Raw genomic sequence first — 21,250 nt, 5'->3', positions numbered from 1 at the left:
CGGCGGAGGCAGCCGCCGCGTCCAGACCATGTTTCAATCAGAGATTAAACGTCCCTTGGACGTGTCAATGGTCGGTGTCGGGCGCATCGGACAACCCGTGCTGGAGCCGGATCATATCCGCCGCGCGCTCTCCGATGACAACACATGGAGCCATCGTATTGCCGGTCGTGATGCGCGGCATGATCGAGGCGTCGGCGAGCCTAAGTCCCTCTATGCCATACACCTTGAGTTGATTATCAACCACCGACATGCTGTCCCGCCCCATCTTGGCCGTACAGGATTGATGCCAGTAGGTGACAGCGGATTTCCGGATGAAGTCGATCATGCCTGACTTGTTTCGGGACCGCGGTGCCGTCTCGGTTTTGACCAGCGGTGTGAAGGCTTCACTGTTTCCCACCTCACGGCATAGTTCCACTGCCGCCAATGCAGCCGTCAGATCTTCCGGCTCACTCAAGGAGTTGGGTTCTATGAGCATAGGGTCGCGGGCATCCGGCCCGGATAGACGCAGCCGTCCCCGGCTTTTCGGCTGTGCAAGCCCGGCAAACATCGTCCAGCCGTGCTCAGGCGTTTCCAGGTCCGTTTCAACAGGGCTGGGCACGGCAAACTCAAGCTGACACTGAAGGATATCGGGTTGCTGAAGACCGGAATTGCTCTTCCAATAGAGGGTCGCTTCACAGCCGCCTCCGCCGACCTCCTGAGGTTTGCGGTACGCCCAGGTACACCCAAACGCGATGTGATCCTGATGATTGCGGCCAACGCCGGGAAGATGCTGGACAACGGGGATGCCGTGAACCCGCAGTTCATCCTCCGGACCGATACCGGACTGCATCAGAACCTTGGGTGTGTGAACAGCGCCGAGTGACAGCACCGTTTCATATCGCGCGCGGAACTGCCGATATTCGCCAGCGACCAAAGCTTCAACGCCGATCACCTTCTTTCCCTCAAATAGGAGCCGCGTGACCAATGTATTGGTCAGCACAGTGAGGTTTGGTTGCGCCATCATCTTGTGGGTGTAGGACCGGAAGACCGACTCCCGCTTGCCATTGCGGATCCTCAGTTCCGCGATCGATGCACCGCCGGCACTTTCCATCATCTCGCCGTTGGGCGTGTCAAAGACGGGAACACCAATCAGCTCCGCCGCCTCGAGAAGTGCCCTGGCAACCGGCTTTGGACTGTCAGGTTGCGCGACGTGGACGGGGCCGCCGGATCCCCTTCGCAGAGGATCCGGTGTTCCGCGCCAGTCTTCAATACGGCGGTAATATCCGAGCACGGACTGGTATCCCCAGGCTTCGTCGCCGGATTCTGCGGCGAAATGGTTCCAGTCTTCCTTGTGGCCCCGGGCCCACACCATGACATTGATGCTTGAACCACCACCAAGCCCCTTGCCCATGCTTAAGGGAAGCCGGCGGCCGGCGAGCCCAGGTGTTGGTTCACCAACGAAGCCCCAGTCACGGTCACTGCCAAGGTTCAACGGCCATTGAGCCGGTTCCATGACACTTTCGGCGAGATCGTCGCCTCCAGCCTCAAGGAGCAGAACCCTGGCATTGCCGTCTTCGGCCAATCTGGCTGCGACAACCGACCCGCTGGAACCTGCGCCGCATACGATGAAATCGAATTCGGCATTTGTCTTTTCGAGCTGCATGGTCTTGTCCATATGATCGACCTCTATCGATGCTTGTGTTGTTTAATGCTGGTTCGAGACCGTTTGTGCGGCTTCGTCGATCGTGTCGGCGACGACTTTCGGCTGGGTCATGAAGAGAGCGTGGCTGGCAGAGACCTTCGTGATCTTTGCACCGATACGTTCCGCCATGTGGATCAGCATGGCCTGGTCGAACGCCTTGTCTTCGGTTGCAATCACCGCCCAACTCGGCTTGGAGCGCCACGCGGCATTCTTCAGCTTCGTGCCAAACGCTGCCAAGTTGAGGGGAACTTGAGAATCCCGCATGAAAGCGGCGTCCGCGTCGCTGACGTCATGGGCAAAGCCGGATTTGAATTTTTCCCGGTCGACATAGGCGAAATCGTCTTCCGAAGTGTCGATGACGAACTCGGAAGCCGCTGGAAATCCATCATATTGTTGAGCTGTCGTTTCGCCGGCATCCGGTGAAAGCGCCGAGACATAGACCAACCCGGCAACCTTCTGGTCGACCCCCGCTTCGGTAATGACCGTACCGCCCCAGGAATGCCCGACAAGAATGGCCGGGCCGTCCTGCCGGTCCAATGCGCGTTTGGTGGCCGCAACATCGTCTTCCAGAGATGTCAGCGGGTTCTGGACGATCGTGACCCGGTATCCACGCATTGTCAGTTCGTCATAGACGCCGCGCCAGCCGGAGCCATCCGCAAAAGCGCCGTGAACAAGCACAACATTCCTGACAGTCTGATCCGCCGGAATGGTGTCTGACGCGTTCGCGGACTTCAGTCCGATGACGGCAACGGCGGCAGCCGCCAGAACAAACATTTTCGTCTTGGTCTTCATGGCTCTTCTCCTAATAGGTTGCGATAACAGTTATCGCGATAAGAGTGATTATAGTGATCGAATTTTCAGGTCAAGAGAAATATTATCGCGATATTGTTTCTCGCGGTGTGGTTTGATATACGGGGGCAAAGGAGCAGCGCATGACGAATGACCGGAAGAACAGTCCACCGCCTTTGGACGATCAACTCTGCTACGCGATCTATTCGGCAGGGATTGCCATTCAGCGCGTCTACAAACCCCTTCTTGACGAGCTCGGGGTGACCTATCCGCAGTATCTCGTTCTCAATGTTCTCTGGCGCGACGACCAGAAGACAGTCGGGGCAATCGCCGAGACCCTGGCGTTGGAATCCAGTACACTCACGCCGCTTCTCAAGCGTCTCGAAACGGCGGGACTGCTGCAAAGAACCCGAAATCCAAACAACGAGCGACAGGTTGTCGTGGCCTTGACCGACAACGGCCGTGCGCTTCAGTCCAGGGCAGGATGCCTTGGCGAGGCTCTGCTGACGGCTTCGATGCAAAGCCCCGAAGACCTCGCGAGCCTCAACAAGAACATCCGAAATCTTCGCGACACGATCTATTCTCAGATCGGCGGGTGGGGCACTCCCGCCTGATCCGCGCATTCGTCATGTCTACGTTGTCGGTATGGTGCCCCCGTCAATGACGTATTCGGTGCCGGTGATCGTGGCCGCGCGGTCGGACGCCACGAACGCAATCAGGTTTGCGACCTCTTCCGGTTTTGTCGGGCGACCTATCGGTATTCCGCCAAGCGCATCCATGATCATCTTCTTGCCGCCCTCGTAATCGGTGCCTGCCTGTTTGGCGAGACGGTCGGCAAGGCGCACCGAAGCTTCCGTCTCAATCCACCCGGGCGATACACGCAGCACACGCACGCCCCTTGGCGAGACTTCTTTCGACAGGGCCTTGCTGTAGGTGGACAGCGCTGCCTTCGCCGCCGCATAGGCGGTTGTCGATTCAGGCAGCGGCAGCTCCCTCTGGATCGACGAAACGTGGATGACGACACCGCTTCCCCGTTCAACCATGTCCGGCACGAGTTGCCGGTCCAGGCGAACGGCAGGAAAGAGATTGAGGTAGAGCTCGTTGTGCCACTCGGCGTCCGTCAGGGCGACATACCCGCCTCCCGGAGCAGAGGAACCGCCGAGCATATGAACAATGATGTCCACGCCTCCCAGCCTTTCCCGGACAGCGGCGACAAGGTCATCGCAGCCTTCGGTCGTGGTCAGGTCTGCCGCGACGAACTGGACACCATTTTCAAGCGTGTCCGGTCTGGTCCGGGCGCTTGTCAGCACTTCGGCCCCGAGTTCCCGGAACAGTCTGACCGTCGCAGCTCCTGCGCCTCGCGTTCCGGACGTGACAAGCGCCCGTTTGCCTTCAAGACTGAGGAACGGACTCACGGCAGAATCTCCAGTTCAGCAATCTTTTCGCCCGTCAGGCGGAAAAAATACTTCAGGTCGACAGGGCTGCCGGGAAAGTTCCCGGCAACGTGGCCCGTCACCACCTTGCGATTTCCTTCCACCTCGATTGCGAAAGGCTCGACCGTGTAGGAGTACTTTGTTGAAGCTTCCGCCTTCCATCGGCGGATCGCGGTGCGTCCCGCATGCACGTTTTTCTCGTCCTTGACGACCGCGTCTTCGCTGAAACATTCAGCGACGGCATCGGCATTCCTGTTTCCGTCAGCTTCGAAATAGGCAGCAATCGGTCCTGGTAACCTGATATCCATCTGACATCTCCGTTTCTGGTGATGGTCCAGCCGGAACAGCGGTGTGTTCCGGCGTCGATGGTCGAAATATATGGCTGGACCTTAATCGCGATAATTGGGATAAAGCTGGATGTAACATCACGAAAATCGGAACAATGTCACGTCAGATCCTGGGAGAACTTGAAGCGGTTCTGGCCATCGCCAATCGAGGGTCTTTCCGTGCAGCGGCGCTCGAACTCGGGCTGTCGACGACGGCGCTCAGCAACCTTATTGGCAAGATAGAACGGCAACTCGGCGTTCGCCTGTTCAATCGCACCACGCGAAGTGTCTCGTTGACGGATGCCGGTCGGACCTTCGTCGAACAGGTGTCCCCCGCACTGCGTGACATCCAGGACGCAATGGCAGCCGTGCGCTCGCAACAAGACACGCCTTCGGGGACATTGCGCATCAATGCTTTCGCGACAGCTGCCCGGGAAGTGTTTGCGCCGCTTGTTCTGGCGTTCCTGCAGCGCTACCCACAGGTTCACATCGATCTCGTCACCGAAGGCCGGATCGTCGATATCGTCGCCGAAGGGTTCGATTTGGGAATCCGAACCGCCGACCTGGTGCCAAGTGACATGATCGCTGTGCCGCTGGGGGCGCCTCGCAGCTTTGCTGTGGTCGCCACCCCCACCTACCTCGAAGAACATGGGAGGCCGGCCGCACCCCCCGATCTTCTGGCTCACCAATGCATCCGTGTCCGACTGCCAAACGGTGCACTTTATCGCTGGCATTTCGAGAAGGATGGCAATGCCCTCCTGATCGACGTGGGGGGTCCGATTACACTTGATGAAGCTTCGCTTGCACGAATGGCCGTTCTCGACGGGATCGGGATCGGGTTTTTCATGGAAGCCAACGTGCGCGACGACATCGCTGCCGGGCGACTTGAACGGGTCCTGCAGGATTGGACCCCGCCAACGTCGCCGCTGTGTCTCTATTATCCCGGGCGTAAAAACCCTTCGGCTGCCTTCCGGGCTTTCGTCAATATGGCACGGGACCTTGGCAAGGCCACCACGCGAAGTGCCTAGCGGGGAAACTCACTGTTCAGAACCAGGTCTGGCAGGGATCGCTTGTGATCCACCCAGGCGAACCGGGCACTGGATGTCGCTGGTTGTCGGCAGGACTTAATCCAGACCGATACCGGCTGGCGCGCAGCGTGTTTGCCATTCCCCCAATGAACCAACCAAATCGCTGTTGCGTCATACATAAGTGTATGCTTATGTATGACCATGTTGGAAAATGACATCTTCAAGGCTCTGGCCGACCCGACGCGGCGCGCAATCTTCGAGAAGCTGGCCGATGGCCGCATGAACGCAAGTTCCCTGCGCAATGGCATGGACATCAGCCAACCGGCAATGTCCCAGCATCTCGCCGTCCTGTGCCAGGCAAAGCTTGTGCGACAGGAACGGCAGGGCAGATTCGTGAACTACGAAGTAGACCCTGACGGACTGGCTCTTATCGCCGGCTGGCTCGCAAAATACCGCGCCTATTGGCCAGCCCGCATCGACGCGTTGAAAACCCTGCTGAAGGATATGGACCAATGAGCGACCAAACGCCCGATGTGGAGTTGGCGACTTCCGTGCAAGGGGAGATGGAAACTGCTGACATCGTTCAGAAATATGAGCTGGAGGCACCACCGGAAAAGGTCTGGCGAGCCATCACCATCCCCACTTTCAGGGAACGATGGCTACCGGACCACGATCTCGCACAGGCAGAACCTGTTGCCGTGATACCGAACGAAGAGATCCTTTTCCGGCTGCGCGATGATGCACCGCCATTTCTGGAAAGTGTCGTGCAGTTTCAGCTGCAGCCGATCAGCAGCGACCGAACGCTTCTGACGATCAGGCAACGCCTTGCGGATGGCCGGCTGGCGTCTCGCGATACCTGGGCAGCAAACAGCAACGAGCCGGTCATGATGCTGGCCGCATAAGCTCTTTTCGACCAACCCAAATCATTGAAATACAGGAGTTCGCCCATGCGCGAAGCGATGCAGCTCGTCCCGATGGTCGTGGAACAATCCAGCAGCGGTGAACGCTCTTTCGACATCTATTCGCGATTGCTGCGCGAACGGATTGTCTTTCTCAACGGCGAGGTGAATGACACGGTGTCGGCCCTCATCTGCGCTCAGTTGCTTTTTCTGGAGGCGGAGAGCCCTGGGAAGCCGATCCAGCTTTATATCAACTCACCCGGTGGCATGGTCACCAGCGGCTTCGCGATGTACGACACCATGCGCTACATCCGGGCACCCGTTCATACGCTGTGCATGGGCACTGCCAGGTCGATGGGATCTTTTCTGCTCATGGCCGGGGAACCTGGCGAAAGGGCCGTGTTGCCCAATGCGAACATCCTTATCCATCAACCGTCCGGCGGCTTCCAGGGACAGGCATCGGACATGGCGATCCATGCGGAGGAAATCCTGCGCACCAAGGAGCGCATGACACGGCTTTACGCGAAGCATTGCAACAGAACCTACGAGGAGTTCGAAGCCGCGATGGACCGGGACCGGTACATGACACCGGAAGAAGCCCTGGAATGGGGACTGGTCGATCGCATTCTGTCCGAACGCGATCTCGACAGCTGATATGAGATCGGTCTGAGCCAGTCCGGGGCCAGCGCGCAACAGGCAAAGAATGAACCTCAAGCTATTGTAGTTAGCTGGTTTCATGTCTTCTTTGCTGTGCCCGTGTCCTCAGACGCGGGCAGCTTCGAAAGCCTTCCAGACCTTCTCGAAGGCGGCAAAGTCCATCGGTCCTTTTGCTGTGGCTTCCAGAACGATCTTTTCCGAGGCAAAGAGCTTGGCAATACCTTCTTTAAGACCCGGTATGACCTCCGCTGGAATGACCACGGCGCCATGGCGGTCGGCGTGGACCAGGTCACCGTCCTGGACAGTCAGCCCAAAGATGCTGACAGGCGTGCCCAACTCGCGAACATGCACGAACCCGTGGCTGGGGCCGATGGAACCCGCGACCACCGGAAATCCTTCTGCCATATCGCCGAGGTCGCGCATGACCCCGTTGGTGATGGCACCGGACATGCCGAAGGCCTTGTGGATCGAAGTATTCACCTCGCCCCAGTAGGCCCCGATGCTATGCGGGAAATCCACGTCCTCGATGACGGCTATCGAGGGTTTGGGAGCCTCGGCCATGCGCCGGTAGTATTCCATGCGGCGGGCGCGGATGACGTCCGCAGGCTCTGTTGGTGGTTCGAGTGCGGCGATCTTGGCCGTTGAGGCATAGCCCACCATGGCGCCACCCTCCGGTGCGCTGCACAGCATGGTGCCTCGTGTGAAGCCATTGAAGCCGCGCTTGCCCTCGACAACCTCGATGGCATTGCAGACCGTCGGCGTATCCACGCGTTTCAGCAGTTCCAGAAGTTCCTGATCCATTCTAATCCTAGTCCTCAAGCCATCGTGCGAGTGCGGCATTCGTTGCCGCCGGCTGTTCCAGTGTCGTCAGGTGACCGGCTTGTTCGATGATTTCCAGAACCGAGTTCTGAAGCAGTTCGGCCATCTGTGTATGCCGATCAAGGGGGCAAAGCCTGTCGCTCTCGCCGGTCAGAACCAGAGCCTTGCCTTTGTAGGCGCGCAGCGTTTCGGTCTGTGACGGGCGGTCAATCAGCGCTTTCGACTGGCGCAGGAAAACCTCGGGTCCGAGGCCTTCGGCCATGTCAAGCGCAAGGCTCTCGAGGTCGGCAGCGGTCGACCTGTCATGTGCGAAATTTGGAATGACCTCGAGGCGCATGACGTCCGAGAGCCCACCTGCGCGGACCGCCGTCATTTGTGGCGCCCGCTTTTCCTTCACCGTGTCCAGTTCGGCACGTGGATTGGTGTCGAGAAGTGCCAGACGCTCCACACGTTCGGGCGCCTGCCTCACGACCTCCATGGCGACGATCCCGCCCATGGAAAGGCCCGCGAGCGCAAAGCGTTGCGGTGCGCCGGAAAGGATCGCCGCTGCCAGGGCCTCGACATTGTCCTCGTTGCAGATCGGAGCAAGATGCAGTGCACGCGACCCGGAAAAGGCAGCGATCTGCGGCCCGTAGAGCCGGGCGTCGCACATCATGCCGGGGATCAGGACGAGCGGGAGACGCGTCATGGCCACTTCCTTTTCAAGAAGGCAGCCGGCGAGACCGGGTAGCCTCGCCGGCTGCCAGGTGTCAGTTCCCGGTCCAGGTCAGGCCGGCGGGATCATCTGTGGCGACAACCCGGTAGAGCGATGCCTCGCCGGTCATCGACGGCTCAAGCGAGTAAGCCTCTCCGGCGAGCATCAGGGCGGTGTCGCCCGGGTTGAGCACGGTTTGACCGCCGCTCCAGCTTAGCGCCCAGTGGCCACGCATCGGCATCAGCACTGTCGGCTTCTCCGGTGTGATGGTGTCGCTGGAGAGTGAGCCGCGCGTCAGGAACTCGACCTCGAAACCGGGCTTGTCTTTCAGGAGAGCGTTCTCGCCGATCACCTTCGCCGGCTTTTTCGCTGCCAGCGCCATCAGGTCCCAGTAGCGGGCAACATAGTCGCGGACCACGTCCTCCACCGGCGTTTCCGGGAAAGCCTTCAGCTCTTCGTCGGTCAGAAGCGGCATCGGCGACACGTTGTGCGGCAGGGACTGGCCCTTCTTGCTGTCGTAGAGGACCCCGTTCTCCCCAAGGATGAGACCGTGTTCCCGCGCGTCCTCGATCACCTGAGGTGCCCAGGTCACGCCGCCGCCGGCATCATCGCCGCCAAGGATCGCCATGATCATTCCGTAGTCGGTGCCGATGTTCTCGAACCCGCGAAAAATCCCGGTCGGAATGTTGAAGATGTCGCCTTCCTCGGCAACGAATTCGCCGGCCGTGCCATAGCGGCCCCAGAAGAAGCGCCAGCGTCCCTTCAAAACGAAGAAGACTTCGGCTGTGGTGTGGTTGTGAAGCGAGTTGCGGCAATGTGGCGGCTGTCCCGCGGCACCGATATTGAAGCCGACCTTGTCGGTGATGTGGACGTGCTGGTCGGGACTTTCCGAAACCCCGCCGCCGATGATGGTGAAGTTTTCCTTCTGGTTCGAGCCAGGCGTATGGGCGTCGATGAAGGCAGTCTTGCACGGCTTCAGTTCACCGTAGCGAACGATGCGATCGTTGATCGAACTCATGTCGAATATCCTTGAGAAATCTGGTCAGTGTAGGGCGGCCAGCAGCCGGTTCGGCGGGTGGTTGTTCAGCCGCCGTGATCTCAAGCTCTGCAGATAGGTGTGATGCCGTTCCTCGGCCTGAAGGGGTGTCCTCATGTGCCGAACGGGTCCAGCTTGCGCGTGGAGCCGCGCTGGATCAAATCGCCCGGGATCAGGATGCGTGTGGGCTCTGTGTGCCCCTCGACGCGGCCAAGCAATGTCTCGACTGTTGCCTCGACCATCCGGTTCACCGACTGGCGAACTGTCGTCAGGTCATAAGTCGGCCAGCCTGCGACGGGTACATCATCGTAGCCGACCACAGCGACGTCGCCCGGTACGGAAAGCCCCAATTCGAAACGCAGAACGTCCATCACGGGAAGTGCCATATGGTCGTTGCCGACGAATACCGCGTCCGGTCTGTCCGCTGAACCGAAGAGCTCACGCGCAAGCTGGCGCGCAACATCGGTGCTGTATTTGCCGTCGAGCACGGCGCAGGGTTCACGGCCGTGTTCGGCAAGCGCCTCAGTGAAGCCGCGTGCGCGGTCGCGCCCGGTCGAAGATCCCTGCCAACCGGCGATATGGGCGATCCGTTCATGTCCGCAGGCGACCAGGAAGTTGGCGACGGTCCGGCCGCCTGCAAGGTTGTCGGAGGTTACCGACGACAGGCGGTTGTCGTCCTGACCGCGATTGAACATGACGATCGGGATGCCGGCGTCCTCGCAGCGGGTGGTCAGGTCGTTGGTGATCGCAACAGAGGCCGTGATGATGCCGTCGACGCGGTAATCGAGCAATTCGTCGACCACGCGGGTGACATCGTCCTCCTGGTTCTCCGCCAGAAAAATCAGGATGTGATAGCCCCTGGCCTGCAAGGCCCGGCTGAGACGCTCGATTGCGAGCGGATAGAACTGGTTTTCAAGGTAGGCCACGACGAGGCCGATGATGCGGCTTCTGCCGGTAATCATCGCCCGCGCGATCGGGTTCGGTCGGTATCCGAGTTCCTCGGCTGCCGCCTCGATGCGGTCGCGGGTCTTCTGCGAGACGCTGGAGCCCGGCGTGAATGCACGGCTGACTGCCGACTGGGAAACCCCTGCCAGCTTTGCGACTTCGCTGAGTGTGACCTTTTCCTTGCTCATCAGTCCGCCGTCCAACCTCCATCGACCAGCAATGCCGTTCCGGTCACCAGGGAAGAAGCGTCCGAGGCGAGGTAGACGACCGCGCCCATGATATCCTCGACTTCGCCTACCCTGCCAAGCTTGATCTTCTCCTCGATCCACTTGCGCCGTTCGGGGTTCTCGAAGGTCGTCTCGGTCAGCGGGGTGCGAATGAAGGTCGGGCAGATGGAATTGATGCGGATCCCCTTCGGGCCCCACTCGATCGCCATCGATTTGGTCATGCCTTCGATTGCGTGCTTGGAAGCTGAATAGACGGCGCGGTCGATGCCGCCGACATGGCCCATCTGGGACGAGATGTTGATGATCGAACCCGGCTTGCCTTCGGCTGCCAGCCGGCCTGCGGCCAAGGCTGCAAGAAAATAGGCTGCCCGGAAATTCAGGTCGATCACTGCATCGAAGTCTTCGGGCCGGGTTTCCAGCGCAGGACCATGGCGCGCCATGCCGGCGGAGTTCACGACAACGTCAAAGGCCGGCAGGTCGGCGAGGGCTTTTTCAAGTGCTTCATGATCTGCCATGTCGAGGACCAATATGTCCGCCTGCATACCTTCGGCCTGCATTTCTGCCTGAAGGTCCTGAAGCGGCGCGGCCCGCCGGGCTGCCAGCGTTACTGCCGCCCCGGCTTCCGCAAGCGCGACAGCGCACGCCTTGCCGATGCCGGAGGACGCACCTGTTACGAGGGCGCGCCGGCCATCAAGACGGAAGGACGGGGTGCGCGGAAGGCTCATTCGGCCTTCTCCAGAACCGGTGCTGCCTCACCATAGGGGACATTGACACCGCCATAGCGGCGAACGCGGACGTTGCACTGCTCGGCGTGGCCGACAAAACCTTCCAGCATGCACAGGCGCGAGCCATAAGCACCGATACTGGCCGCTGCTTCGTCGGTCATGACCTTCTGATAGCTGTGGGTTTTCAGGAACTTGCCGACCCAAAGTCCGCCGGTGTAGCGGCCGGCCTTCTTGGTCGGCAGCGTGTGGTTGGTGCCGATGACCTTGTCACCGTTGGAGACATTTGTCCGCGGGCCGAGGAACAACGCGCCATAACAGGTCATGTTTTCCAGGAACCAGTCGTCGCGGTCGGTCATGACCTGAACATGCTCGGAAGCAATGTCGTCGGCGACCTTCAGCATTTCCTCGTAGGTATCGCAGACGATCACCTCGCCGTATTCTTCCCAGCTCACGCGGGCGGTGCCCGCTGTCGGCAGAATGGCGAGAAGCCGTTCGACTTCGGCCATGGTTTCTTCCGCCAGCCTGCGGCTGTTGGTCAGCAGCACGCAGGGGCTGTTGTAGCCGTGTTCGGCCTGGCCGAGCAGATCCGTCGCGCAGAGTTCCGCGTCTGCGGCGCTTTCATCGGCGATCACCATGGTTTCCGTCGGTCCGGCAAAAAGATCGATGCCGACGCGACCGAAGAGCTGACGCTTGGCTTCCGCAACAAAGGCGTTGCCCGGACCAACCAGCATGTGCACCGGCTCGATGGTTTCCGTGCCGATGGCCATCGCGCCGACGGCCTGAATGCCGCCCAGCACGTAGATTTCGTCCGCGCCGCCAAGGTGCATGGCCGCGATTACGGCGGGATTGGGCTTGCCGTCGAACGGCGGAGTGCAGGCAACGATGCGCGGAACGCCGGCGACCTTCGCTGTTGCGACGGACATATGTGCGGAGGCCACCATCGGAAACTTGCCGCCCGGCACGTAGCAGCCGACGGACTGAACCGGCAGGTTGCGGTGGCCGAGAATGACGCCCGGCAGCGTCTCGACCTCAATATCCAGCATGCTGTCGCGTTGGGCCTTTGCGAAATTGACCACTTGCGCCTGGGCGAATTTGATATCGGACAGTTCCTGCTCGGTCAGCTGGGCGATCAGGCCGTCGATCTCCTCTTGCGACAGGCGGTAGGATGCCGGGGAATACTTGTCGAATTTCTCGCTGAGGTCGCGCACGGCAGCATCGCCGCGTTCCTCGATATCCTTCAGGGTTGCCTCGACAACGGCGCGCACCTTGGCATCGTCCTCGACACGGTCCGCTTCCGGCTTCCCTTTCTTCAGATACTCGACAGTCATTTCAGGTTCCTCAGTTTTCCGGGCGACTTTCTGCGCGGCGAAACCGCATCGTCCGTCGTCATATTTCGAATGCGGCCGAAATGCCGCTGTTGTGTGGTTCAGCGGGTTGACCGCCGAAGGTTTAGCGCCCGTAGCCCAGGAACAGTTCTGGCAGTCCAAGGGACAGGACGGGAATGAAAGCGATCAGCAGGAGCGCGAAGATCATCGTCACCACCCAGGGAAAGATCCTGCGGGCGATGTCCTCGAACCGGATCTTGCCGACAGCGGCGGCCATGAACAGGTTTGCTCCGAGTGGCGGTGTCACGAAGCCGATAGCAAGCGCCACGACCATGACGATGCCGAAGTGAACCGGATCCACGCCGAGTTTCAGCATGATCGGCAGAAGAACAGGTGTCAGGATGACGATTGCCGCCAGTGTTTCCAGGAAGGTGCCGACGATCAGAAGCAGGACGATCGCGGCCAGCATCACCACCACCTTGCTCTGGGTCAGCGACAGCACGAGCTGGGCGAGATCGGACGGGATACGCTCCAGAGCAATGATGCGGCCGAAGGCGTAGGACGCACCGATGATGACGAGCACGGCGGAGACCAGCAACGCTGCTTCCAGCATCATCTTCGGAACGGCGGACAGCGGAAGTTCCCGATAGACGAAGCAGCTCACGATCAGGGCATAGACGACGGCGACGGCGGAACTTTCGGTCGGTGTCACCATGCCGGAATAGATGCTGCCGAGAACAACAGGCGGCATGGCGAGGGCGAGCTTCGCGTCCCAAAGGGCGGCCCAGAGACTGCCGGTGCGGGTTGGCGGTACCGGGTTGCCCGCACCCTGGTTTCCGGAGCGACGCTGTATCACGTTGTAACCGATCAGGGTCAGCGCGATCACGAAGCCCGGAACGATGCCGGCCATGAAGAGAGCCGTCACCGAGACGCCGGAAGAGACCGCATAGACGATCATCACCACCGACGGCGGGATCATGACGCCAAGCCCGCCTGCGGAGGCCACCATAGCGCCTGCATAGGCCCGGTCGTAGCCGCGATCGACCAGAGCCGGGATCATGGCGAGGCCGATGGCCGCCACCGTCGCGGATCCTGTTCCGGAGATGGCCGCAAAGAACAGGCAGGACATGATCGTCACGGTGCCCAGATCGCCGGGCATGCCGCCGAAGGCATGGTCTGCAACCGCGATCAGGCGTTTGGAAATGCCTCCCTCGGCCATCAGGCTGCCGGCCAGGGTGAACAGCACCACCGCGATGAGCGTGAAGCTGTCGATGGCCGAGACCAGCCCGAGGGCATACATGTCGAGGCTGAGGAACGGAATATAGAGGATTGCGAGCATGCTCGCGGCACCGAGCGCAATGCCGATCGGTACGCCGATGAGCAACAGCAGCAGGAAGCTTCCGAAGAGAATGGCTGTCGTCATGGCTCAGATATCCGTCTGGGGGCCGAGGCGCGTGTCGCCATCAACGACGGCAGCCTTGATGGATTGCAAAAGACGCAGGCTGCTCAGGGCACCGGAAAAGATGATCGCCGCGTAAAGCACGGCTTGAGGCCACTCGGTGGAGCTCAGGATCTTGCCGCGGTCGATGGATTGCTGCGTGATCACGACACCGAGCCAGCAAACGACGACGGAATAGATCAGGAAGATCACCTCGGAGAGCACGAACATCCAGTGGCGCAGCGCCTTCGGCATGACATCGATCAGAACCGTGACACGCATGTGCCGCCGCTCGCGGATTGCGTAACTCACGCCGAAGTAGATCATGTAGACGAAGGAAAACCGGGCGAGTTCGTTCGCCACAGCTATCGAGGTGGAGAAGGCAAGCCGCGCAATCACGTCCGCGAAGACCAGAATGATGATCATGCCCAGCATCGAGACGATCACCGCCGGCTCGAACCATTTTTCGAGAAACCGCATTTTGCCTTCTCCTCCCCTGGTTCGCTTACTGCGCGACAGCCTGCATGAAGGTGTCGTAGAAGGAGTCGCCGACCTTGGCGCGAATGTCGCCTTCGATGGCGGCGTTCATTGTTTCGCCGAGGCGCTTCTTGTCGGCCTCCGGCAGCTCGTTCACTTCGAGCCCGGCTTCCTTGAGTTTGGCCAGGGTTTCGGCATTGGCGGCCGCGGTCAGCTCGCGCTGCTTCTTGACGGTTTCCACTGCAACTTCGTCGATGAGCGTGCGGTCGGCTTCGTCCAGGCCGTTGTACCAGTCAAGATTGGCCATCCAGAGTTCCGGCCAATAGATGTGACCGGTGAGGGAAACGTATTTCTGCACCTCGAAGAAACGCTCGATGATCATTGAACTCAGGGCGCTTTCCTGGCCATCGATCAGGCCCTGCTGCAATGAGGAATAGATCTCTCCCCACGCCAGCGGCACCGGAACAGCGCCAACCGACCGCCAGGCCTTGATGGCGATCGGGTTGTCTGCCGAGCGCATGCGCAGGCCTTCGAAGGCTTCGTAGCTGTCGAGCGGTGCACGGGAGTTGGTGAAGCTGCGGAACCCGAGTTCCATGAAGCCCATGTTCTTGAGCCCACGGTCTTCCATGGCTGCAGAGATGGTCTTGCCGGCGTCGCCGTCCAGAAGGCTGCGCGCGGTTTCTTCGTCCTTGAAGAGTAGGAACTGGTCGAGCACGGCAAGCTGATCGACAGTCGAGCTCAGATGAACCGACGCACCCGTGGTCATGGTGATGTTGCCGGACTGGACCAGGTCAGTCATTTCCTTGACGCTGCCGAGCTGGCCACCCGGAAAGATCTCTACCTGGATGGTGCCATTGGAGCGCTTTTCGAGTTCTTCCTCGAAGTAGCTCAGAGCCTGGTGGACAGGCGAGACCTCAGGCGTGGCATGGCCGATGCGGATGGTCGTATCGGCTGCTGCCTGTGTGACAAATGCAAGTGCGGCTGTTGCAGCCCAAACGGCGACTTTCATTCTGTTCCCTCCCGAGAAGCGAAATTGAAAACGGGAGAACCGGCATTTGGGAACGCTTGCAAGCTGCAGTCCCACCGGCTCCTCCCCGGAACAAGATCGCGGCACCTCCGTATGCCTGCGACCCGGCCCTTGACCCGGTTCCTACGCCGGATTGAGGCGATCCGCAAGGAGTTTTGCAAACGTTCCCAAAATTTCAATTGCGGGAAAACACCCCAAAGTGCGTGCTAAACTCTTGGAAATTGATCGAAAAATTCGCGATTTGAGGCAGGCAAAAAATATTTTTGCAAAATTTGTGAAAACGCTTGCAAGCAAAGTTTTCCGACAAGTGACACGGGAAGGCCATGGCGAACCGGCGTCGGCCGCACAGTGGCGCAGCTGGTAAGCGTTCTGTTCGGGAATACTAGCTTCGGGTCGTGCCGCGGATGACCTCGACCGGCGGAATGCGGACCTTGCGGACGTCCGTATTCCCCTCCTCTATCGCGTCGACCAGCATGGCGACTGCCGCCGAGACCATCTGGTTGATGGGCTGCCGGATCGTGGTGAGGTTGAACGAAGGCCAGGCGGCTTGCGGGATGTCGTCAAAGCCGACCACGGCTACGTCCTCGGGAACTTTCAGTTTGAACTCGAAGCGGATTACGTCCAGGGCTGCGAGCGCCATGTGGTCGTCGGCGACAAAGACAGCATCGGGCTGATCGGGCACGTCGAAAAGCTGGCGGGCTGCATCGGCGGCATCCGTGTAGTGATAGTTTCCGTCCGCTCGGGAGTGCAGTTCGACACCTGCTTCCTGCAGCACGGCCATGAACCCGGCTTCGCGATCAATCTGCGTTGAGGCTCCGGAGAAGCCGGCAAGCAGGGCAACGCGTTTCGGCTGTCCACGCAGAAGCGCTTTTGCCGCCAGCTCGCCGCCAAGGCGATTGTCGCTGGTCACCGCGCGCAGATTGTCCTTCGGCTGATCGCGGTTGAACAGAAGCACCGGGATGTCGAGGTCCCGGCACCGCTCCGCCAGCGTCGAGGAAACGGACACAGATACCATGATGATGCCGTCGACCCTGTAACCCATGATTTCCTGGATGACGGGCTCGACATCGTTGATGGTGTTCGATGCCATGAACAGGAGGACATGGTAGCCGTTTTCCTGAAGCGCGATTGAAAGCTTTTCAACCGCTTCGGGATAGAACTGGTTCTCGAAGTAGTAGACGATCAGGCCGATGATCCGGCTTTTCCCGGTGATCATCGCCCTTGCCAGAACATTCGGCCGGTAATCGAGTTCGTCCGCGGCGATGCGGATCTTCTCGGCCATCTTCTTGGAAACGGAGGCGCCCGGGGTAAAATATCTGGAGACTGCGGACTGGCTAACGCCGGCCTTGCGCGCAACGTCTACAGATGTAACCGGTTTGCTGTTCAAGCGGGCCTCCGTGATTTTATCATGTTCTGAGTACTCGTGCTTCGCGAACTTGTCACCCCTTCACGGTGAGCCGCCGGCCGTCCTGTGCATCAAACAGATGACAGCATTCGATCGGGATCCGTGCGCTGATCGGCGCACCGATCTCGGAGCGGAAGTCCTTGGCGGCCTTCAGGTTGACCAGTTCCCCACCCGCCTCGACGGCCACCATGGAGGCGTCGCCGAGAAGCTCCAGGGCGAAAACGGTCGACGACAGCTCGCCTCCCCCGTCCACAAGGGTCACATCCTCGGCCCGGAAACCCAGGGTCACCGGCCCGGAGATGTCACCGCGCAGACCTTCCACGCGGATGTTCTGAGCCGTAAATACGCCGGCGGAAATCTCTCCCTTGACCAGGTTCATCGCCGGAGAGCCGATGAAGGAAGCCACGAAAGTGTTGGCCGGGTTGTCATAGATCTCCGTCGGTGTCGCCACCTGCTGAATGACGCCACCGCTCATCACCACCACCCGGTCGGCAAGGGTCATCGCCTCGATCTGGTCGTGGGTAACGTAGATCGTGGTCGTCTTCAGCCGATGCTGGAGGTTCTTGATTTCGGCGCGGGTCGACACGCGCAGCTTCGCGTCCAGGTTGGACAGGGGCTCGTCCATGAGAAACACCGTCGGCTCGCGGACGATTGCACGTGCCAGAGCGACGCGCTGCCTCTGGCCACCGGATAGCTCCGCGGGTCTTCGGTCGAGCAGGTCGGTCAGATCGACCATTTCCGCCGCCTTCATCACCCGGGCATCATGCTGGTCCTTTGGCACCTTGCGAACCTTCAGCGGGAAGCGGATGTTCTCGTAGACCGTCAGGTTGGGATAAAGGCCATAGCTCTGGAACACCATGGCGATGTCGCGATCCTTGGGTTCCAGAGTGTTCACGACCCTGTCGCCGATGATGATCTCGCCTTCGGAGATGTCTTCCAGACCGGCGATCATGCGCATGGTGGTGGACTTGCCGCAGCCGGACGGACCCAGCAGAACCAGGAACTCGCGGTCGGCGATGTGCAGGTTGAAGTTGTTGACGCCGTAGACATTGCCCCAGCGCTTGGTGACATTTTTCAGTTGGATCTCGGCCATGGACTATCCCTTGACGGCGCCTGCGGTCAGCCCGCTGACAATCTGGCGTTGGAAGAACATCACGAGGATGAAAAGCGGTACGGTGGCGCTCACGGTTGCGGCAACCGCATACATGATGGTGCCTTCGGTCTGGATGGTTCCAAGGAACGAATTGATCTTCGGAACCATGGTCTGGTTTTCCTGGGACAGCAGCAGCGCGGTCACCGAGAAATCGTTGTAGGCCAGAAGGAAACTGAACAGGCCGGTGGTGATTACGCCCGGCCACATCACCGGCATGATCGCCAGCCGGAACGCCTGGAAGCGGGTGCAACCGTCAACCATCGCGCTTTCATCCAGATCTTTCGGGATCGACTTGAAGAAACTGTGCAGCATCCAGATCGTGAAGGGCTGGTTGATGGCCACCAGGACGATGATCGCTGTCGGCAGATAGCCCCAGATGTTGAGCTGGAAGAACGGCAGCAGAAAGCCGGAAACCAGCGTGATGTGCGGCATGGCCCGGAAGACCAGCGCGGCGATCAGGATCCAGAAGGTGTAGTTGCGGCTCGAGCGGGAAAGCGCATAGCCGCCGAGTGTTCCGAACAAGAGCGAGATGGAGGTTACGCAGATGGTGACGATCGTGGTGTTCCAGACCGAGTGGTAGAACTCTCGCTCGATCCAGGCGCCACGATAGCCGTCGAGTGTCAGCGCCTCGCCTGTCTGGCGCACGGTCGCAGGCCCCGTGATGGCGTTCCAGAACGAAACCCTGCTGAAGAAGTCGGCCTGGACCTTGAACGAGCCCCACACAGTCCAGATGAAGGGGAAGGCTGCAACGATCAGCCACACAACCAGGATGACCCCGGTGAAGATGGCGAGCGGGCGGGAATAGCCGATGGATCTGGTCATCACCGGGCCTTTCTCTTGAAGTCGTGCCAGGTCCGCACGAGCACCGGGCTGAGCAGGATGATCACGCCGATCATGGTCAGGATCGAGGTGGCTGCGGCCGAACCGAAAAGCTGGTTCACCTGCCCTGTCAGGTCGTTGTAGATCAGCCAGGAGAGCGAGGTTGCGTTGGCCTCCGACGAGAAGCCGATGATCGGTTCGAACACGCGGAAATTATCCATCAGCAGAACAAGACCGACGAAGGTCGCCAGCGGCGTCAGGTGAGGCATCACCACGTATCGGATGCGTTCCCAGCGGTTGGCGCCGTCAATCATGGCGGATTCCAGCGTGTCCATCGGCAGGGTCTGCAGACCGGCATAGAAGACCACGAAGGCGAAGGGCGCCATATGCCACGTTCCGTAGGTGATGAGCGTGAGCCACGACAGCACGGGGCTGGCCTTCAGCGACAGTTCCGGATCGTTGAACAGCCACTGGAGTGTCGCTCCGATGATGCCGTCGGAGTTGATCATCCAGAACAGGATGAGGGAGCCCAGAAGGGGTGTCACGATGTAGGGCAGCAGCGACAGGAAGATGATCGGCCCGCGAAACAGCCTGGGCACACTGTTGACGCCGAGAGCGACGGCAAAGCCGGCAATCATGGCAAGCGGTGTCACCAGGAAGGTGTAGACCAGGGTGAAGGACAGCGCCTTGTAAAAGGGCAGATTGTAGATCCTGGTAACGACATCGACAAAACCGTTGCTGCTTTCCAGGATCTCGGCGATCTCTTCAACCGCCAGGTGGGACCGATTGAGATAGGTGCCAAAGGCGTTGAAGCGCCCGAGTGGCTCTTCTTCGCGCAGGACCCGGGTTGCCTCGGTGTCGACCTTGGTTTCGTCGGTGCAGCCGAACGGGCCGCAGTTTTCCACGGTCACGAGAACCTGTTCATGCTCGACGAACATGGACTGCACGAAAACGGACACGATCGGCAACGCAATGAACAAGAGCATGGCGAGTGCCGATGGCCATATGAACGCTGCAAAATCACGGTGGCGCATAAAGTCTCCCCCGAAAAGGATACACCCCTGTCATCGACATGACAGGGGTGTGGCAAAGGGCAGTATCAGTTGAGGAAGCCGGCTTCCTTGGCTGCGGCGCGGTAGGCTGCTTCCACGTCGTTCAACGCCTGTTCGGCACTTTCGCGCCCCTGAAGGAAATCGGAGAGTTCCGCGCCGAGTGCCGTATGCAGAAGCCCCATGTAGGGTGACATCGGGTAGGCTTTCGCCCCGAGCTTCGCGTTTTCGAGGATCGCTTTTGCCGAGGCGGGAGGAGAGAAATCCGCAATCAGCCAGGCAGCTGCGGACGGATTGTCCTGGGCAACCTGAGGCCGGATACCGTGCATCATCGCCTGGAAGGAGGCTGCTGCATCTTCGTCGGAGATGTTCTTGGCGATGGTGAAGCCGTCCCACCAGAGCGCAGCGGCCGGCGTGGTGCCGCCACCGACGGTCGGTGCGGGTGCGAGAATGGTGGCTTCCCCGATTTCCGGTGCCGGGCCGTTGGGGTCGATGTGACCGTTCACCATGGACGCCCACTGGTTGATGATCGCGACTTCACCCGAAAGGTACATCGCCTTGATTTCATCGGACGTGAAGGTCAGGAACTCGGGTTCCATGTATTCGGAAAGTTCCTTCATCAGCGCCAGGGTCTTCAGACCCTCCTCGCCGCTTATGGCCGGCTCTGCGCTGCCCGGCTCGAAGAAGGTGCCGCCAAGGCCCAGGTAGGTGTTGACGAACTCGTTGCCGAGATACCATCCGGCCTGGTCTGCCGCGGCCAGCGGGTATTCCAGAATGCCCTTCTCCCGGATCACCTTGGCAGCCTCGATGACCTCTTCAAGCGACGTCGGCTGTTCGAGGCCGGCTTCCTTCAGGATGTCGCCGCGAATGTAGAGGTTCTGGCCGTTGGCCATGAAGGCGATTGCCATGACCTTTCCGTCGACCTTGATGAGCTGCGTCGGCTGAAGCTGCTGGCCGTATTTCTCGACCAGCTCGTCCAGCGGGCGGATGAGGTCGTCGTTCATGAGCGGAACGATGGAATTGTTGGCAACCATCGCCACCGTGTATTGCGCCGGGTTGACCGTGAGCGCGGGCACCTGAAGTGCCTTGTGCTCGGTCGTCATGTTGGCTTCCACGGTGACGCCGTCTCCCGCGCAGGCTTCCGCTTCCTTGATAACGGTTCCGAGGGCATCGAAGTCGTTTGCAAGGATCTTGACGTTGCCACCCTCGATGCCGCACCCGGCGTGTGCCGTGCCGGCCCCGAGAACGAGTGCAAGCGCACTCACGGCTAGCTTCAATTTGCTCATCTCATTCTCCAT

The 21,250-nt window shown here is 60.1% G+C and carries 23 protein-coding genes; 5 read left to right on the top strand and 18 right to left on the bottom strand.

Annotation, left to right across the window (positions count from 1 at the left end):
• Window positions 1-64: 64 nt before the first annotated feature.
• Window positions 65-1,642 carry a GMC family oxidoreductase N-terminal domain-containing protein gene (locus Q666_RS37055; protein ID WP_200863786.1) on the bottom strand — a complete coding sequence of 526 codons (1,578 nt, stop codon included), beginning with the start codon at window positions 1,640-1,642 and terminating at the stop codon, window positions 65-67.
• 42 nt (window positions 1,643-1,684) lie between these two features.
• Complete coding sequence (locus tag Q666_RS37050) at window positions 1,685-2,455, bottom strand: alpha/beta hydrolase (RefSeq protein WP_031269442.1); 771 nt, start codon at window positions 2,453-2,455, stop codon at window positions 1,685-1,687.
• Window positions 2,456-2,613: 158 nt separating this feature from the next.
• Here Q666_RS37050 and Q666_RS37045 point away from each other — a divergent pair, with 158 nt between their 5' ends.
• A complete protein-coding gene (locus tag Q666_RS37045) occupies window positions 2,614-3,084 on the top strand; it encodes a MarR family transcriptional regulator (RefSeq protein WP_023001293.1) in 471 nt (156 codons plus the stop codon).
• An 18-nt stretch (window positions 3,085-3,102) separates the two neighbouring features.
• On the opposite strand, the gene Q666_RS37040 is transcribed toward Q666_RS37045, so the two are convergent.
• Complete coding sequence (locus tag Q666_RS37040; RefSeq protein WP_023001292.1) at window positions 3,103-3,885, bottom strand: SDR family oxidoreductase; 783 nt, start codon at window positions 3,883-3,885, stop codon at window positions 3,103-3,105.
• On the bottom strand, window positions 3,882-4,211 hold the full coding sequence (locus Q666_RS37035) for a nuclear transport factor 2 family protein (RefSeq protein ID WP_023001291.1): 330 nt from the start codon (window positions 4,209-4,211) through the stop codon (window positions 3,882-3,884). Before Q666_RS37035 ends, Q666_RS37040 begins: the two co-directional genes overlap by 4 nt.
• Before the next feature lie 134 nt (window positions 4,212-4,345).
• Between Q666_RS37035 and Q666_RS37030 the strand changes: the two genes are divergently transcribed.
• From Q666_RS37030 to Q666_RS37015, 4 genes are all read left to right on the top strand, one after another.
• Complete coding sequence (locus Q666_RS37030) at window positions 4,346-5,257, top strand: LysR family transcriptional regulator (RefSeq protein ID WP_023001290.1); 912 nt, start codon at window positions 4,346-4,348, stop codon at window positions 5,255-5,257.
• Window positions 5,258-5,458: 201 nt separating this feature from the next.
• The gene (locus Q666_RS37025) at window positions 5,459-5,773 is read left to right on the top strand and encodes a metalloregulator ArsR/SmtB family transcription factor (RefSeq protein ID WP_031269440.1); all 315 of its coding nucleotides are present in this window, start codon (window positions 5,459-5,461) and stop codon (window positions 5,771-5,773) included.
• A 47-nt stretch (window positions 5,774-5,820) separates the two neighbouring features.
• Window positions 5,821-6,159, top strand: coding sequence for an SRPBCC domain-containing protein (locus tag Q666_RS37020; RefSeq protein WP_023001288.1), 339 nt, complete (start codon window positions 5,821-5,823; stop codon window positions 6,157-6,159).
• A 45-nt stretch (window positions 6,160-6,204) separates the two neighbouring features.
• Window positions 6,205-6,810 carry an ATP-dependent Clp protease proteolytic subunit gene (locus tag Q666_RS37015; RefSeq protein WP_023001287.1) on the top strand — a complete coding sequence of 202 codons (606 nt, stop codon included), beginning with the start codon at window positions 6,205-6,207 and terminating at the stop codon, window positions 6,808-6,810.
• A gap of 108 nt (window positions 6,811-6,918) precedes the next feature.
• On the opposite strand, the gene Q666_RS37010 is transcribed toward Q666_RS37015, so the two are convergent.
• The 14 genes from Q666_RS37010 to Q666_RS36945 all read right to left on the bottom strand — a co-directional run bounded on the left by Q666_RS37010 (window position 6,919) and on the right by Q666_RS36945 (window position 21,238).
• Window positions 6,919-7,614, bottom strand: coding sequence for an RraA family protein (locus tag Q666_RS37010; protein WP_023001286.1), 696 nt, complete (start codon window positions 7,612-7,614; stop codon window positions 6,919-6,921).
• 7 nt (window positions 7,615-7,621) lie between these two features.
• On the bottom strand, window positions 7,622-8,320 hold the full coding sequence (locus tag Q666_RS37005) for an alpha/beta hydrolase (RefSeq protein ID WP_023001285.1): 699 nt from the start codon (window positions 8,318-8,320) through the stop codon (window positions 7,622-7,624).
• A 61-nt stretch (window positions 8,321-8,381) separates the two neighbouring features.
• Entirely contained in the window at window positions 8,382-9,344 is a 963-nt protein-coding gene (locus Q666_RS37000) for a cupin domain-containing protein (RefSeq protein WP_023001284.1), read from the bottom strand.
• Between the two features lie 131 nt (window positions 9,345-9,475).
• Complete coding sequence (locus Q666_RS36995) at window positions 9,476-10,495, bottom strand: LacI family DNA-binding transcriptional regulator (RefSeq protein WP_031269438.1); 1,020 nt, start codon at window positions 10,493-10,495, stop codon at window positions 9,476-9,478.
• The gene (locus tag Q666_RS36990) at window positions 10,495-11,259 is read right to left on the bottom strand and encodes an SDR family oxidoreductase (RefSeq protein ID WP_023001282.1); all 765 of its coding nucleotides are present in this window, start codon (window positions 11,257-11,259) and stop codon (window positions 10,495-10,497) included. Before Q666_RS36990 ends, Q666_RS36995 begins: the two co-directional genes overlap by 1 nt.
• Window positions 11,256-12,587 carry a histidinol dehydrogenase gene (gene hisD, locus Q666_RS36985; protein ID WP_023001281.1) on the bottom strand — a complete coding sequence of 444 codons (1,332 nt, stop codon included), beginning with the start codon at window positions 12,585-12,587 and terminating at the stop codon, window positions 11,256-11,258. Before hisD ends, Q666_RS36990 begins: the two co-directional genes overlap by 4 nt.
• 121 nt (window positions 12,588-12,708) lie before the next feature.
• A complete protein-coding gene (locus Q666_RS36980) occupies window positions 12,709-14,007 on the bottom strand; it encodes a TRAP transporter large permease (protein WP_023001280.1) in 1,299 nt (432 codons plus the stop codon).
• A 3-nt stretch (window positions 14,008-14,010) separates the two neighbouring features.
• The gene (locus Q666_RS36975) at window positions 14,011-14,502 is read right to left on the bottom strand and encodes a TRAP transporter small permease (protein ID WP_023001279.1); all 492 of its coding nucleotides are present in this window, start codon (window positions 14,500-14,502) and stop codon (window positions 14,011-14,013) included.
• Window positions 14,503-14,527: 25 nt separating this feature from the next.
• Entirely contained in the window at window positions 14,528-15,508 is a 981-nt protein-coding gene (locus tag Q666_RS36970) for a TRAP transporter substrate-binding protein (RefSeq protein ID WP_023001278.1), read from the bottom strand.
• Window positions 15,509-15,908: 400 nt separating this feature from the next.
• Window positions 15,909-16,913: a LacI family DNA-binding transcriptional regulator gene (locus tag Q666_RS36965; RefSeq protein ID WP_031269437.1), complete on the bottom strand. Its 1,005-nt coding sequence runs from the start codon at window positions 16,911-16,913 to the stop codon at window positions 15,909-15,911.
• 52 nt (window positions 16,914-16,965) lie between these two features.
• Entirely contained in the window at window positions 16,966-18,024 is a 1,059-nt protein-coding gene (gene ugpC / locus Q666_RS36960; RefSeq protein ID WP_023001275.1) for a sn-glycerol-3-phosphate ABC transporter ATP-binding protein UgpC, read from the bottom strand.
• Window positions 18,025-18,027: 3 nt separating this feature from the next.
• Window positions 18,028-18,906, bottom strand: a complete 879-nt coding sequence (locus Q666_RS36955) for a carbohydrate ABC transporter permease (RefSeq protein WP_023001274.1) — start codon at window positions 18,904-18,906, stop codon at window positions 18,028-18,030.
• The gene (locus Q666_RS36950; protein ID WP_031269436.1) at window positions 18,906-19,937 is read right to left on the bottom strand and encodes a sugar ABC transporter permease; all 1,032 of its coding nucleotides are present in this window, start codon (window positions 19,935-19,937) and stop codon (window positions 18,906-18,908) included. The genes Q666_RS36955 and Q666_RS36950 overlap by 1 nt, the downstream gene beginning before the upstream one ends.
• 65 nt (window positions 19,938-20,002) lie before the next feature.
• Complete coding sequence (locus Q666_RS36945; protein WP_031269434.1) at window positions 20,003-21,238, bottom strand: extracellular solute-binding protein; 1,236 nt, start codon at window positions 21,236-21,238, stop codon at window positions 20,003-20,005.
• Between the last annotated feature and the right edge of the window lie 12 nt (window positions 21,239-21,250).

The sequence above is a fragment of the Labrenzia sp. C1B70 genome, assembly GCF_000475395.1.
Taxonomy (GTDB): Bacteria; Pseudomonadota; Alphaproteobacteria; order Rhizobiales; family Stappiaceae; genus Roseibium; species Roseibium algicola.
This window is presented reverse-complemented; position numbering and strand designations above follow the sequence as displayed.